The organism is Thermanaerothrix sp. (genome assembly GCA_026417795.1).
In the GTDB taxonomy this organism is placed as follows: domain Bacteria; phylum Synergistota; class Synergistia; order Synergistales; family Synergistaceae; genus Thermanaerovibrio.
The window spans coordinates 1-14,497 of record JAOACP010000031.1; the positions used below are offsets into that span (position 1 = coordinate 1).

At 63.7% G+C, this 14,497-nt stretch carries 12 protein-coding genes; 4 read left to right on the forward strand and 8 right to left on the reverse strand.

Going from position 1 to position 14,497, the window contains the following annotated elements:
• From N2315_07130 to N2315_07155, 6 genes are all read right to left on the reverse strand, one after another.
• Nucleotides 1-1,306: aromatic amino acid ammonia-lyase (locus N2315_07130; protein MCX7828960.1), on the reverse strand; the 1,306-nt coding region annotated here is incomplete at its 3' end.
• On the reverse strand, nucleotides 1,303-3,564 hold the full coding sequence (locus N2315_07135) for a xanthine dehydrogenase family protein molybdopterin-binding subunit (GenBank protein ID MCX7828961.1): 2,262 nt from the start codon (nucleotides 3,562-3,564) through the stop codon (nucleotides 1,303-1,305). The genes N2315_07135 and N2315_07130, both read right to left, overlap by 4 nt.
• A gap of 1 nt (nucleotide 3,565) precedes the next feature.
• Nucleotides 3,566-4,399, reverse strand: coding sequence for an FAD binding domain-containing protein (locus N2315_07140; protein ID MCX7828962.1), 834 nt, complete (start codon nucleotides 4,397-4,399; stop codon nucleotides 3,566-3,568).
• Nucleotides 4,392-4,859 carry a (2Fe-2S)-binding protein gene (locus tag N2315_07145; protein ID MCX7828963.1) on the reverse strand — a complete coding sequence of 156 codons (468 nt, stop codon included), beginning with the start codon at nucleotides 4,857-4,859 and terminating at the stop codon, nucleotides 4,392-4,394. The genes N2315_07140 and N2315_07145 overlap by 8 nt, the downstream gene beginning before the upstream one ends.
• Nucleotides 4,860-4,925: 66 nt before the next feature.
• Entirely contained in the window at nucleotides 4,926-6,650 is a 1,725-nt protein-coding gene (locus N2315_07150) for an ATP-binding protein (protein MCX7828964.1), read from the reverse strand.
• Nucleotides 6,651-6,669: 19 nt separating this feature from the next.
• Nucleotides 6,670-7,347 carry a response regulator gene (locus N2315_07155; protein ID MCX7828965.1) on the reverse strand — a complete coding sequence of 226 codons (678 nt, stop codon included), beginning with the start codon at nucleotides 7,345-7,347 and terminating at the stop codon, nucleotides 6,670-6,672.
• Between the two features lie 139 nt (nucleotides 7,348-7,486).
• On the opposite strand from N2315_07155, the gene N2315_07160 reads away from it, so the two are divergent.
• Both N2315_07160 and N2315_07165 read left to right on the forward strand, forming a co-directional pair.
• Nucleotides 7,487-8,575 carry a Xaa-Pro peptidase family protein gene (locus N2315_07160; protein ID MCX7828966.1) on the forward strand — a complete coding sequence of 363 codons (1,089 nt, stop codon included), beginning with the start codon at nucleotides 7,487-7,489 and terminating at the stop codon, nucleotides 8,573-8,575.
• 97 nt (nucleotides 8,576-8,672) lie between these two features.
• Nucleotides 8,673-10,313, forward strand: a complete 1,641-nt coding sequence (locus N2315_07165) for an alkaline phosphatase (GenBank protein ID MCX7828967.1) — start codon at nucleotides 8,673-8,675, stop codon at nucleotides 10,311-10,313.
• Nucleotides 10,314-10,369: 56 nt separating this feature from the next.
• On the opposite strand, the gene yfcC is transcribed toward N2315_07165, so the two are convergent.
• On the reverse strand, nucleotides 10,370-11,896 hold the full coding sequence (gene yfcC / locus N2315_07170; protein MCX7828968.1) for a putative basic amino acid antiporter YfcC: 1,527 nt from the start codon (nucleotides 11,894-11,896) through the stop codon (nucleotides 10,370-10,372).
• A 204-nt stretch (nucleotides 11,897-12,100) separates the two neighbouring features.
• Between yfcC and N2315_07175 the strand changes: the two genes are divergently transcribed.
• Nucleotides 12,101-12,835, forward strand: coding sequence for a GntR family transcriptional regulator (locus N2315_07175; GenBank protein ID MCX7828969.1), 735 nt, complete (start codon nucleotides 12,101-12,103; stop codon nucleotides 12,833-12,835).
• A complete protein-coding gene (iadA, locus tag N2315_07180; protein MCX7828970.1) occupies nucleotides 12,832-14,004 on the forward strand; it encodes a beta-aspartyl-peptidase in 1,173 nt (390 codons plus the stop codon). The genes N2315_07175 and iadA overlap by 4 nt, the downstream gene beginning before the upstream one ends.
• A gap of 163 nt (nucleotides 14,005-14,167) precedes the next feature.
• On the opposite strand, the gene N2315_07185 is transcribed toward iadA, so the two are convergent.
• Nucleotides 14,168-14,335, reverse strand: coding sequence for a hypothetical protein (locus N2315_07185; protein MCX7828971.1), 168 nt, complete (start codon nucleotides 14,333-14,335; stop codon nucleotides 14,168-14,170).
• Nucleotides 14,336-14,497 lie beyond the last annotated feature (162 nt).

The window sequence follows — 14,497 nt, forward strand, 5'->3', positions numbered from 1 at the left end:
CCTCTATGGCCAGCATCGCCTCCAGGTTGTCCATCATCCTGTTGATGTGCTCCATCACCATGGGGCTGTTGCACCCCCGGTCCTCCTGGTCCTCCGAAAGGGGCTCCACCAGGAAGGAACAGGGGGCGCTCAGGTGCTGGTTCTCCCCGTGGAGGTACGACATGGTCTTCTGGATCACCCCGAAGGCGTGGCACATGGCGGGGCAGGGGTTGAGGAACCGCTGAAGCCCCGTGAACCTGTCCGATCCAAGGCGGAAGGTCCTGCGGGCCACCGCCTGGGAAAGGTGGCAAAGGGCGAGCTTGAGCTTCTCGAACTCCAGGACCCACCCCAGGGGTTCAAATAGGGCGCAGGGTATCACGGTGCCGTCCTCAAAGGCCAAGGGGTTGTCGTCCGGGCAGTTCATGTGGGATGCAAGGGCCGCCTCCGCCCCTTGGGCCGCGTCCCGCACCGCCCCGTGCACCATGGGGGAGCAGCGGATCGAAAGGGGGTCCTGCAGCGACTTGCCGCCACGTTCGATGTAGCTCCCCTTGAGGAACTCCCTGGCCTTGGCGGCGCTCTCCCGGACCCCCGCCGATGGATGAAGCCTTAGGGCCCTCTCGTCCAAGGGGGACATGTTCCCGTGAAGCCCCTCCATGGTCATGGCGTAAGCCAGGTCCGCCACGTCCAAGATCTCCCGGAGCCGGTGGAGCCTAAGGCACCCCAGGGCCTCCCCAAGGGCGTTGGACGTCACAAGCCCCAGCCCGTCCTTGGGCCCCGGCTTCAACGGCTCAAGCCCCGCCTCCCTCAAGGCCTCCCCGGCGGGACGAATCTCTCCGCCCTTTATTACGAACCCCTCCCCCGCCATCACGAGCCCCAGGTGTGAAAGGGATGTTATGTCCGCCTCCCCCACGGAGCCCCTCATGGGTATGGCGGGGTGTATGCCACGGTTCAGCATCTCCTTCAAGAGCTCCATGTAGCCGGGGTTTATGCCCGTATAGCCCATGGCCAGGTGGTGCAGCTTTATGAGCATGATCCCCCTTGCCTCCTCCAGGGAGGCGTAGGGTGGAAGCCCCACGCAGTGCACCCGCAGCATGTTGAGGTTGTAGACCCCGTAACACTCCCGGCCCACCGACTGGTCCTTGTTTATGCCCACCCCGGTGTTAAGGCCGTATACCTTTGGGGCCCCGCGGTCCGCTATCTCCATCAGGGCCTCCCAAACCGCCCTGCACCTTCTTAGGGCCTCATGGGACACCTCCACGGAGTCCCCGAAGGCCGCCGCCGCCACCTGGTCCACCCCTATGGGGCCGTCGCCCACCGTTACGGTCAATCCCCATCCCTCCTCTCCGCAAGGGCCCTTACTATCCGCTCCGGGGTGAAGGGCAGATCCGTAAGGGACGTTCCAAGGGCCATGTTGATCCCGTTGCATATGGCGGGGGCCACCGGAACCGTGGCTATCTCCCCCACGCTCTTCGCCCCGAAGGGGCCCCCTTCCTCGCCTCTTTCCACCAGCAGCACCTGCACCGCAGGCATCTCCGGACCGTTGGGCATGTGGTACCGGCTGAAGGAGCCGTTGAGGGGAAGACCCCTCTGGTCGTATCTAAGCTCCTCCATGAGCGCAAGGCCCATCCCCATCTGGATCCCACCGTATATCTGCCCCTTTACCATCATGGGGTTTATGGCCTTCCCCACGTCGTGGCATGCCAGGTAGTCGGTGACTCGCACGAGGCCCGTCAGGGTGTCCACCTCCACCTGGGCGAAGTGGACCCCGAACGAGGCGGGGTTCCCCCGGGGCTTGAACGTGGCTGGCGCCCACAGGCTCTCCCCCAGCTCTTTTATGGCCCTGTTGGCCAAGGCGCCGTAGGTCATCGAGCGGCCGTTGAGGCTCACGGTGCCGTCGTTGAAGACCACCCGATCCGCCCACTCCTGCCCCAAGCCCAGGAGGGCCAGAAAGGCCCTTGCCATGCGGGACCGGAGCTCAAGGGCCCCCTCCAGGGCGCAGGCGCCGCACACGTAGGTGACACGGCTCGCCACGCACCCCACGTCGAAGGGGGTAAGATGGGTGTCTCCCTCGGACACGAAGACCCGGTCCATCGGAAGGTCCATCACGTCCGCCACGATCTGCGTCATGGAGGTTATGGTGCCGTTGCCAAGCTCCGCAAAGGCGCCGTTGACCAGCACCGAGCCGTCCTCGCAGAGGCTCAAGGCCATGGACATCACGTCCGCGAAGGGGGAGCCGTGGTAGCCGTTGCCGTGGGTGGCGCAGGCCAGCCCTATGCCGGTCCGGAACCTGCCGTCCGCCCGGCATTCCAGGATGCGGCGCTTCCTCTCCTCCCAGCGAAATGCCTTTAGCCCCTCCTCGAGGCACTCCCGAACCCTGCCGTTGCCAAGGGAGGGGGCCCCGGTGGGGTCCTGGTCGAAGGGGTGGATGAGGTTCTTAAGCCTTATCTCCGCCGGGTCCATGTTGAGCCTTCGGGCCAAGAGGTCCATGGCTATCTCCGTTATGGCGTGTATCTGGGGCGAGCCGTAGCCCCTGCAGGCGCCGCTTGGCACCGTGTTGGTGAAGAACGTGCGCCCCGTGAACTCCTGGCGGGGTATCCGGTAGAGCCTAAATGTCTTCTTCCCCATGGCCATGGTTATCCGGTGTCCGCCGCTGGCGTAGGCCCCGGAGTCGCACAGCACCTCCACGGAGCGGCTCAACAGGGTGCCGTCCCCAAGGGCCCTCATCCGAACGGTCCCCTCCGTGGCGGCCCTGCTCCTGGTGGATATGATGCTTTCCCGCCGGCTGGTTGTGAGCAGCACAGGCCGGCGGGTAAGAAGGGTCATGAGGGCGCAGCGGGTCTCCAGGAACACCTCCTGCTTTCCTCCAAAGGAGCCCCCCATGGGGGCTTTTATCACCCTCACCCGGCTCATGGGAAGCTCCAGGGCCTTGGAGAGGACGTGGCGGACCGCAAAGGGCATCTGGCACGGGGACTCCACCACCAGCACGGAACCGTCCATGTACGAAAGGCACAGGTGGGGTTCCATGGCCCCGTGGTGCACCTTGGGGGTGCGCACCGTCACCTCAAGCTCCACCGCTTCCTCCACCGCTGGAATCTCCCCGCACTCTATGCGGCCCTCGATCGCCGGGGGCTTGAGTGGAAGGGGCGACGGAACGCCCGGAGGAAGCGGCCCAAGCAGCGGGGGAAGCTCCTCCGCCAGAACCTCCACCAGCGCCGCGGCCCTTAGGGCCCCCTGGGGGGTGTGGGCCAGCACGGCCCCCACCGGGTCCCCCACGAAGAGCGGCCGGTCCGTGAAGATCCGCTCGTCCCTAAGGTCCCTCTGGTCCTCCAGGTAGACCGCGCTGTTGTAGGGGACCCTCATGAGGTCGTCCATGGGGGTGAAAAGGCGCACCAGGTCTTGTATCTGCCTTGCCCGTTCCAGCCGGAAGCCGTGGACCCGCCCGTTGGCCACGGGGCTTGTTATGAGCCGTCCGTACAGGAGCCCCTTGAGCCTTGGGCGGTCCTCAAGGAACAAGAACTCCCCGGTGGCCTTTTCGACTACGTCCAGCCTTGGCACGGACCTGCCAACCCAGTTCCAGCGGTTCATTCTAACACCCCCTCCCATGGGCGAGCTCCAGGGCCAGTTCAAGGCCCAGGGCCTTCACCGCCTCCCGCTTGTAGGGCATGGAGGCCCTAGAGGGGATGGCCTCCTCCACCGCTTGGGAGAGCAGCCGGGGAAGCTCCCGCTGGAGCTCCGTGCCGGACAGGCCCGCTATGGCCTCCTCCGCCCTTGGGCATCGAACCGGCAGCCTGCCCACCGCTCCCATGTAAACCCGGCATCGGTTTCCGGCGAGGCTTAGGGCGCAAGCTAAGTTGACCTTTGATATGGTCACGGTCCTTCGGGACCCCACCTTGCCGAAGAAGGAGAACTCCCAGGGGGGTATCACAAAGCCGGTTATGAGGTCCTTAGGCCCCCTTAAAACCCCGAAGGGGCCCGACTTGATTTCACCCATGGGGATGGACAGCTTAACTGGGGAGGTGTTCTCGAAGTGAAGCACCTCCATGGAGGCCTCAAGGGCCATCAGCATGGGTATGGAGTCCCCGGCGGGGGAGAGGTTCCCCACGTTGCCCCCCATGGTGCCCCGGCTTCGTATCTGGGGGGAGCCCACCTTGGATGCCATGGTGGAAAGCCCCTTAGGCAGGTTCAAGCCCAAACTTATGTCGGCGAAGGGGACCGCGGCTCCCACCCTGACGGCGCTGCCTTGGCGCTCGATGTCCCGGAGACCCTCAACGCGGGTTACGTCCATGAGGTGAAGGCCTAAGCCCTCACGGTGCATCTTCACGGTAAGATCCGTGCCCCCCGCTATGTAGCGGAGGTCCTTAGGAGAGTCCAGCGCCAGCTCGGTGAGCTCCGCAAGGGTCCTGGGGCTAGCCCTAAGCATGGGATGGAAGCCTCCTTGAAGCCTCTAGTATGGCGTCTATTATGGGCAGGTAGCCGGTGCAGCGGCAGAGGTTGCCCGATATGGCCTCCGCCGCCTCCTCCCTGGTGGGGGAGGGGTTGTTCATGAGGAGGGCGTAGGCGGACATTATCATGCCGGGGGTGCAGAAGCCGCACTGGACCGCTCCGCACTCCGCGAAGGCGCTCTGTATGGGGTGCAGAAGCCCGTTTTGGGAGAGGCCCTCAAGGGTTAGTATATCCGCCCCCTCCGCCTGAAAGGCCATCACGGTGCAGGACGCCACCGGGCGGCGGTTCATCACCACCGTGCAGGCCCCGCACTCCCCTTCGGAACAGCCCTCCTTCACGCTGGTCATGCCCAGTTCCCTCAGCATGTCCAGCAGCCGCTGCTCCGGGGAAGGAGAGAATGTCACTTCCCGCCCGTTCAGCTTAAAGGTTATGGACAAAGCGAATCCCCCCTTTCAAGGGGGGATGGTAGCACCGGATCGTCAACACATCGTCATCCTTAAGGGTCAAAGGGGTTTAACGTTTATGTCCTCGTAGGCCTTGAGCACCTGCCGGGTGGCCTGGTTGATCCGGTTTATTATGTGGTCCGGGTCCTCCCCTTGCCCCTCCTTGAGGCGCTCTTCCAGCGTGGCCAGGTATTCCGCTGCCTCCTGGTGGCCTACGGTGGCGAACCGGCCCTTGAGCTTGTGAACCACCGACGCGGCCCCCTTGAGGTCGCTGCGGTGGAGCAAAAGCCGCAGCGTCTCCAGCATTATGGGGACCCCTTCCTTGAAGAGGGTGAGGGCCTTGCCCATCACCTCCCGGTCTCCCATGGAGAGATCCATGAGCCGCTGGGTGGCTATTTCAGGCGAACCGCCTTTTTCCCCTTCCTCCGACACCGGCATCTCGCCGCTGGCGGCCCCTTCCACCGCGGCCCGAAGCTCCTCAAGTGGTACCGGTTTGGTTAGGAACAGGTCCATGCCCGCCTTGAGGCACCGTTCCCGGTCTTCCTCCGTGGCGCAGGCGGTAAGCGCGATGAGCGGCGTCCGCGGGCGGGAGGGCTCCTTTGACTCCAGGAGCCGTATCTCCCTCGCTAGCCATACCCCGTCCCCCTGGGGCATGTTCACGTCCAGTATGGCAAGGTCGAAGGCCTGGGACGAGAAGGCCCTGAGGGCCTCCACGCCGGTGGAGGTCCCTTTAACCCGGTGCCCCATGGCGGACAGGGCGGTCTCCACCAGTTCCCGGTTGAGGGGGTCGTCCTCCGCGAGCAGTATGTTAAGGGGCCTCTTCGCGGCAGTGCTTAATGGCTTGCCAGGGCGCTGCGGCGCCTCGTCGGGGGAGGATACCTCTTCCTTAACATCAAGGGCCGGCACCTTGATGGAGAAGGAGGACCCTTCCCCGGGGGCGCTTTTGACCGTTATGGTGCCCCCCATGGACTCCGCCAGCTTCCTGCATATGGCAAGTCCAAGCCCCCGTCCCTGTCCCCGGTCCGAAGGGGACGCCTGGTAGAAGGGCAGGAATATCTTGTCCAGCTGTTCCTTGGGTATGCCCCGCCCGCTGTCGGTGACCGATATTACAAGGTCGTCCCCCTCAACGGAGGCTTCCACCTTGACGCTGCCGTGTTCCGAGAACTTTATGGCGTTGGTCAGGAGGTTGAGCAGGATCTGCCTTACCCTGTCCTGATCCCCCTTGAGCTTCTCCGGTACCGACGGGCTTACCTTGGTGAGGAGGATGAGCCCCTTGGCCTCCGCCATGGGGGCCACGAAGCGGACGGTGTTGGATATGAGCTTCCGGACTTCGTAGGGGGCCAACTGGAGTTCCAGGTCGCTATTGGCGGAGGACAGGTCCAGGAGGTCGTTGGCGATCCGAAGCAGGTGGCTTGAAGCCTCCTTTATGCACTCAAGCCACCTCCTGTTGGGGCTCTCCGCGGAGAGGCACATCTCGGACATGCCGATGATGTTGTTAAGGGGGTTCCGGATCTCATGGCTTATCTGGGAGATGAAAAGATCCCTCTTGGGGGCGCACAGGGCCTCCACCAGGGCGAACACCTCCCCCTCCGGCAGGGATGCGAGATGCACCGGCAGAAACTGCTTGCCCCCTATGGACAGGGTGTTCCCGCTGGGGGGAGGTCCGTCCCAGCCGAAGGCGGCCAGGAAGTGGCCGCCTCTGGAGTTGCCCTCCTTGGGAGATCCTCCGGGGGGGAAGATTACGACTGGGTGCGGCACGTCCTCCAGGTCTATCCTAAGGGCCATCGGATCATCACCGACCCGTCTATATGGGTTGGTACTTCTTTATGGGCCGTCCCTTTGGCTGGTAGTGGTTCTGGGATATCAGCCTTCCCGTGGATACCAGGGCCTCGCAGTACTTGCGGACCGTTATGCGGGATATGCCGATCTTGTCCGCTATCTCCCCCGCAGAGAGGGGTTTCTCCTCCTGGGAGAGGATGTCCATTATCCGCTGGGCGGTGTCCCCCCGCTGGATCCCGGAGGTGGAGTAGAGGTTGAGCCGGCTCTCGGGGTAGAAGACCCGGTCGAGCTGTTCCTGGCTCAGCTCCGAGGGCAGCGACGCCCGGTAGCGGAAGGCGTCCTTGTAGGAGTCCAGGGAGACCCGAAGCCGGTCGTAGGAGAAGGGCTTTACGATGTAGTCCCAGGCCCCCAGCCGCAGGGCCTCCACCGCGTCGGACTTCTTGTAGGAGCTGGTTATGATGATCACGTCGGAGTCCATGTCGTTGTTCCTGAGCTCCAGCATGACCTCCTTGCCGTCCACCTCCGGCATGGATAGGTCCAGCAACACCAGGTCCACCTTGTGGGCCCTTATCTGCTCCAGCGCCTCCCTGCCGTTCTGGGCTTGTCCTACCAGCAGGAAGTCCCCCAGGGAGTTCACAAGGCGGCCGATGATGAACGACACCATCGGGTCGTCCTCGGTTATCAGTATCCTTATGGGCTTCATTAAGACCCGCACCTCCTTTAGTTCTAACGTATAATAATATATATCATAAATTCCAATACCGCCATAGGGGGAGCAAAAATTTCTTTTAATGGCCCTGCTGATGTATTATTGGCACATCAACTGTCCGGAGGTGAGCGGGTTGGAGTTGCGCCGGTTGGAGCGGTTGGTTAAGAGGCTTGGGGAAGAGGGCATGGACGGTCTGTTCCTGGGCCCCTCGGGGGACCTTTTGTATATAACCGGTCTTGATCTATTCCCCGACGAGCGCTGCAAGGGGCTCATGGTGTCCCGGAATGGGTGTTTCGGCCTTGTGCCCCGGCTTTACAGGCAGGAGATGGAGCTCCACATGGAGGGGGTGCCCCTTTTCGTGTGGGACGACCGGGAGGGTTTTGTGGGAGCATACCGGGAGGGCTGTAGGAGATTGGGGCTGGAGGGTGGGGTCATAGGGGTGAACTGCGGGATGAGGGCGGTGGACCTGATAGACGCCCAAGGGGCGGTGCCCGCCAGGTACGTGAACGGTGCCAAGGTCCTGGACCCCTTGCGGCGGGTCAAGACTGAGGAGGAGCTGGCCCTCATGCGCAGGGCCTCCGCCATGGCGGACCAGGTGATGGAGCGGGTCTACCGGTTCCTTCGTCCCGGCTTGTCCGAGAGGCAAGTCAAGGAGTTCATCCTCAAGTGCTTCGACGAGCTGGGCACCACGCCGTCCTTCGATCCCATAGTGGCCTTTGGGGCCAACGCCGCCATGCCCCACTACGGCGGCGTAGACGCTGTGGGCAGGGAGGGGGACTGCGTGGTGCTGGACTTCGGCTGCCGGGTTCAAGGCTACTGCTCCGACATGACCAGGACGTTCTTCCTTGCCGGGGTGCCGGAGAAGTCCCGGGAGGTCTACCAGGTGGTGCTCAAGTCCCAGCTCAAGGGCATAGAGGCGGTGCGCCCCTCGGTGCCCGCCCAGGAGGTGGACCGGGCCGCCCGGGACGTCATAGCCCGGGCGGGCTACGGCGAGCACTTCCTCAACCGCCTTGGCCACGGCATAGGCCTGGAGGTCCACGAGGGGCCCTACATAGTGGAGGGCAACCACGCCCCCCTTGAGGTGGGGAACGTCTTCAGCGTGGAGCCCGGCATATACATCCCCGGCGCCCTGGGGGTACGCATAGAGGACCTGGTGGTGGTGGGGGAGGACGGCCCGGAGGTGCTGAACTCCTTCCCAAAGGAGCTCATGGTGGCGGGGTAACCATCCGGTAACGTTGATGTAAAATGGTATTCACCGTGATCCGCTAACATGCGGAAGCGCACGGTAACACATCTTCAGCGGGGAGGTTGTTGTGCTCATGAAACGTGCGGTTAGGTTGAGGTTTTTGGGGCTTCTACTTGGGCTTTTCGTGCTGGCCCTTGGGGGCGCCGCGGATGCCAAGGTCAAGAACGTTATAGTGCTCATGTGCGACGGCACCGGTGCCACCCACACCACCGTGGCCCGGTGGTACAAGGGTGGACCCCTTGCCATTGATCAGATGCCCGCGGGTAGGGTGAGGACCTGGGGGGCCGAGAGCCTCATAACCGACTCCGCCCCCGCCGCCACGGCCTTCGCCACGGGTTTCAAGGCCAGCGACAAGTCCATAGGGGTCCTGCCCTGGAGCGTCACCATGCCTGGGGTGCCGAAGGTGGCCTCCGGCGATATGGGGCGTCCTGTGGCGTCGGTGCTTGAGGCCGCCAGGCTCATGGGGAAGGCCACGGGGCTTGTGGTGACCAGCAACGTGCAGCACGCCAGCCCCGCCGCCTACTCCTCCCACTGGCCGGATCGGAACGACTACAACGAGATAGGGGAGCAGCAGGTCTACGGCGGGTTCCAGGTGGTCTTCGGCGGCGGCAGGAAGTACCTGCTGCCCAAGTCCAAGGGAGGCGTCAGGGAAGACGGGGAGGACCTCCTTGAGGAGCTTCAGCGGCGGGGATACAAGGTGGTCTCCACCAAGGATGAGATGAGGTCCCTGTCCTCGGGCCCGGTCTTCGGGCTTTTCGCCGACGACGACATGGCCTACGACTTCGACCGCCCCGCGGTGGCCCCTTCGCAGCCAAGCCTTGCGGAGATGACCTCCAAGGCCATGGAGCTCTTGTCCAAGGACCCGGAGGGCTTCTTCCTCTTCGTGGAGGGTTCCAAGATAGACTGGGCCTCCCACGCCAACGACCCGGTGGGGGTGGTGTCCGACGTGCTGGCCTTCGACGACGCGGTGCGGGTGGCGCTGGACTTCGCCCGGAAGGACCGGAACACCTTGGTGCTGGTCTTCGCGGACCACGGCAACGGGGGCATGTCGCTGGGCAGCAAGGTGACCGACAAGAACTACTCCAAGCTTCCGCTGGAGGCCCTGGTCACGCCCCTTAAGGCCGCCAGGCTCACCGGCGAGGGGGTGGAGAAGGTCCTTGGGGACGACCGGTCGGAGATGAAGGTTCGGGAGGCCGTGGCGAGCTTCTACGGCGTGTCGGACCTCTCCGCCGACGAGGTTAACGCCATACAGCAGGCCAAGAAGGGGAGCCTCAACTACGTGCTGGGCCCCATCATCTCAAAGCGGAGCCCCATAGGCTGGACCACCAACGGCCACACCGGCGAGGACCTCTTCATAAACTACTACGGCCTTGAGAAGCCCCTGGCCACCATAGAGAACACCGAGATAGCCAGGATATGCGCCCGGGAGATGGGGGCGTCCCTGGAGAAGGCCACGGGGACCCTCTTCGTGGACTCCGCCGAGGCCTTCGGCTCCATGGGCGCGTCGGTGGAGCTGGACAAGTCGGATCCCGCAAACCCCGTGCTGGTGGTGCGCAAGGGATCGGTCCGGGCGGAGATGCCCTTGAGCAAGGACTACATGCGCATGGGAGGAAGGGTTGTGAATCTCGGCGGGGTATGTGTTTTCTCCCCCAAGACCGGCAAGGTCTACGTGCCCCTGAAGGCGGTGGAGGTCTTCAAGGGCAGCGCCAGGTAGGGCTGGTTGAAAAGCGGGGGCCCCAGGAGAGGCCCCCGCTTCGTCTTTATGGGCTGTTACTTCAGGCCGAACATTACGCCTCCTATGACGAAGAGGGAGCCGAAGAAGAACAGCAGCCCCTGGAATTTTATCTGCCACTTGGCCCACTGGGTCCAATCGATCCTGGCGGCTCCAAGGCAGGCCATGAGCACCCCGGAGGTGGGGACTATGAGGTTGGTGAAGCCGTCCCCCAGCTGGAAGGCCAGCACCGCCACCTGTCTTGAGACCCCGAGGATGTCCGACAGCGGCGCCATGAGGGGCATGGTGAGCGCCGCCTGCCCGGAGCCGGAGACCACGAAGAAGTTGAAGCAGGACTGGAAGAGGTACATGAACCAGGCGGATACCGCCGCGGGAAGCCCCTTGAAGGCCTCGCCGGTGTAGTGGAGGACCGTGTTGAGCACCGTTGGGTTGGAGGGGTCGGTGCCGCCCAGGACCAGCACTATGCCCTTGGCCATGCCCACCACGATGGCGGCCCCCACCAGGTCCTCCGCCCCCTTCCGGAAGCTGGCGGCGATGTCGTTGACCTTCATACCCTCCAGCTTGAAGACCACGCCGATTACGCCGCACACAAGGCCCATGATGAAGAACTGGGTGGCTATCTCCGGGATGTAGTAGCCCTCCTCGATGACCCCCCAGATGACCCAGGCTATGCCCAGGGCCACGGTGAGCACCACCAGGCCGTGGCCTAAGGAGAACTTGCCGCCCTCGGCCCTGTGGGAGGATATGTCGTTACGGAAGAACTGGTCGGTCCTGTAGGACAGGGAGAGCTCCGGGTTGGCCTTCACCTTCCGGGCGTACCTTATGGTGTAGCCGATGCCGAAGAGGGTGAAGAAGGCCCACATGCCGAGCCTGAAGCCCGCGGCGGACAGCACCGGTATCTGGCTTACCCCCTGGGCGATGGCCACGCTGAAGGGGTTCATCCAGCTGGTGGCGAAGCCTATCTGGGTGGCCACGTAGGACACCAGCAGGGCGGTTACCGAGTCGTACCCCATGGCCACGCAGACGGGGCAGAGGATCATGACGAAGGGGATGGCCTCCTCTCCCATGCCGAACACCGCTCCCCCCAGGGAGAAGAGCAGGAACAGGATTGGTAGGAGCAATATCTCCTTCCCCTGGAGCTTGTTTATGATGGCCATTATGCCGTTTTCAACCGCCCCGGTCCTCAGTATTATCCCGAAGGCGCCGCCGATTATGAGGATGAAGGCCACCACCCCCACCGCGGAGCCCCACTTGTCGCCGGACACCAGCCCCTCGAAGGCGTAGTTGAGGAATCCCACCTCCCCTCCGGGTTCGAAGAGCTTGATGCCCTTCTTAAGGGGGTTCCCCGCCTCGTCCTTCACCATGGTGAAGGTCTCGGGCTTTAAGACCGTGCGGCTCTTCTCCTTGCCGGACACGGTGTACTTCACCTCGTGGGTCTCGAACTTGCCCACCGGCACCACGTAGGTGAGGGCCGCCATGAGCGCCACCACCAGGAAGATGATGATGTATGTATCCAGCATCCAGGTGGTCTTGTTCTTCTTCTCCTGCTGGGAAGGTCCGCTCATCCTTCCGCATCCCCCTCTCTGGGATATGGATTTGGTCGTAGCTTTTAAGCTGGATCCGAATTCCGGCCCACAGGGCCCGTCCCTTCCCCGCCGGATGCGCCCGGCCTTTGTTCTTCACCTCCCCTCCGGGGTTGATTTAGAGAGGGCCTCCGATATAATGGATCCAATAATAGCACAATGAATCCATAGATGGGAGGGGGAGTCGTGGGGGAGGATCTGGGGGCGCTTAAAAAGGTGATAGGCCACGTCATATCCGGCATAATCAAGCGCCGCTACATGCCAGGTGACAGGATAACCGAGCCCGCCCTGGCGGAGGAGCTGGGGCTCAGCAGGACTCCTGTAAGGCACGGCCTTGCGGCGCTGGTGTCCGACGGGGTTTTGGTGAGGGAGGACGGCCGAAGGGGTTACGTGGTGCCGCGTCTTACCAGGGCTGACATGCTGGAGGTCTTCTCCGCCCGGGAACTTTTGGAGGGGTACTTAGCTTTCAGGGCCGCCCAGGAGGCGGACGCGTCGGACGTGGCGAGGCTCAAGGAGATAAACGCCCGGGAGCAGGTGATGGCGGACCTTGGGGACGTGGAGGGTTACTGCACCGCCAACGACGAGTTCCACATGGCGGTGGCGGAGATGGGGGGCAACGCCTACCTCATAAAGGCCTTCAGACTGGTCTATTGGAGGAGCCAGCTATACGTGCACGCCCTGATCGACTTTCTGCCGCCGTCGGAGGACGGGGGAAGCGGAAGCCTTGCGGAGCACCGACGCATAGTGGACGCCATAGAGAGGCGGGACGCCGAAGGGGCCAGACGGGCGGCGGAGGAGCACCTTAGGAGCACCAGGGGTTATCGAATTGCCTTCGGGGGCCGGGAGGAGCTCTTCTTGGACATGTGGAGCGGGGATAGAAAAAAGGGGCGGGCTTCCCGCCGGGGAGGTATGAGGGGTTGAGGTCTTATCTTTTCAAGGGGGCGGAGCTGTTCGCCCCGGAGGCGAGGGGTAAGTGCGACGTGCTTTGCGTGGGGCCCAAGGTGGCGGCCCTGGGGGATCTTGGGGCGGTGTGCCTTCCGGGGCTGGAGGTGGTGGACGCCCGGGGGCTTCTCATCACGCCGGGCTTCGTGGACAACCACGTGCACATCCTGGGGGGCGGAGGGGAGGGAGGCCCCGCCACCAGGACCCCGGAGATGCCAGTGGAGGACGCCGTTAAAGGGGGCGTGACCACCGTGATAGGCGTTCTGGGCACCGACGACGTTACAAGGTCTGTGGCCTCCCTGGTGGCCAAGGCCCGGGGGCTTTGGGCCGAGGGGATCAGCGCCTGGGTGATGGTGGGATCCTACCAGCTGCCGGTGGCGACCCTAACGGGCTCCATACGGTCCGACATAGCCCTGGTGGAGCAGGTGATAGGGGTTGGCGAGGTGGCCCTTTCGGACCACCGGTCGAGCCAGCCGTCGCTGGAGGAGTTCCTCAAGATAGCCTCCGCCGCCAGGGTGGGGGGCATGCTCAAGGGCTTCGGCGGGAAGGTGAACGTCCACATGGGGGACGGCCCAAGGGGCCTTGGCATGCTCAAGGAGGCGGCGGCCATGAGCGAGATCCCCTTGGACCAGTTCATCCCAACCCACGTGAACCGCAACCCGGACCTCTTCAAGGAGGCGGTGGATTTCGCCCTGCGGGAGGGAGTTGTGGATCTTACCACCAGCACCACCCCCCTCTTCCTGGAGGAGGGGGAGGTGAAGTGCTCCCTGGGGCTTAAGACTTTGCTGGAGGCGGGGGTGGATCCTAGCAGGATATGCTTCAGCTCCGACGGGCAGGGGAGCCTTCCCATGTTCGACCAGGGGGGCAGTTTCAAGGGTCTTACGGTCGGAAGGGTCACCTCCCTGTGGGAGGAGGTGCGGGACGCGGTGCAGATAGAGGGCATCCCGCTGGATACGGCGGTGCGGGTCATAACCAGCCCCCCCGCCCTCTTCCACCGCCTACCNGGCAAGGGGCTCGTGGCGGAGGGCTTCGACGGGGACCTGGTGTTTGTGGACCACGATCTTAGGATAAAACACGTGTTAAGCCGGGGGGTCATGGCCATGCGGGACGGGGAGCTGCTCCTTCGGGGCACCTTCGCCGAGGCTTGAGGAGCAAGGGGCGGCGCCGAGGGGCCTTAGTGGGCCTTTCGGGCATGCCTTAAGGCACGATGATGGCCCGGCGCTACCTCCGCCGGGCCCTTCTCCCCTTGTTCGATGGCCATAAAGATATAAAGCCGGGCCCCCGCTTGGGGGATGCTGCCATGGGAAGCAGCTACACGTCCAGGGCCCGCTTTATGAAGAGCTTCCGGTGTACCTCCTTGTGAAGCTCTATGATCCTCTCGGACCCGTCCTTCTCCCGAACCAGTATCTTAGGCTGCAGCAGGTTCCCCTCCGTGGAGGCCGCCACGGTGCCCACGGTGCCGTCCGAGAGCTCCACCACCGAGCCCGGGGGGTATATGCCCATGCCGCTCAGCAACACCTTGCAGACGTCGGGGTCGAAGTGGGTCTCGTTGGCGCTCATGACGAAGTTGAACGCCGCCTTGGCGGACACCGCGTCCTTGTAGCCCCTGTTGCTGGTCATGGCGTCGAAGGTGTCCGCCAC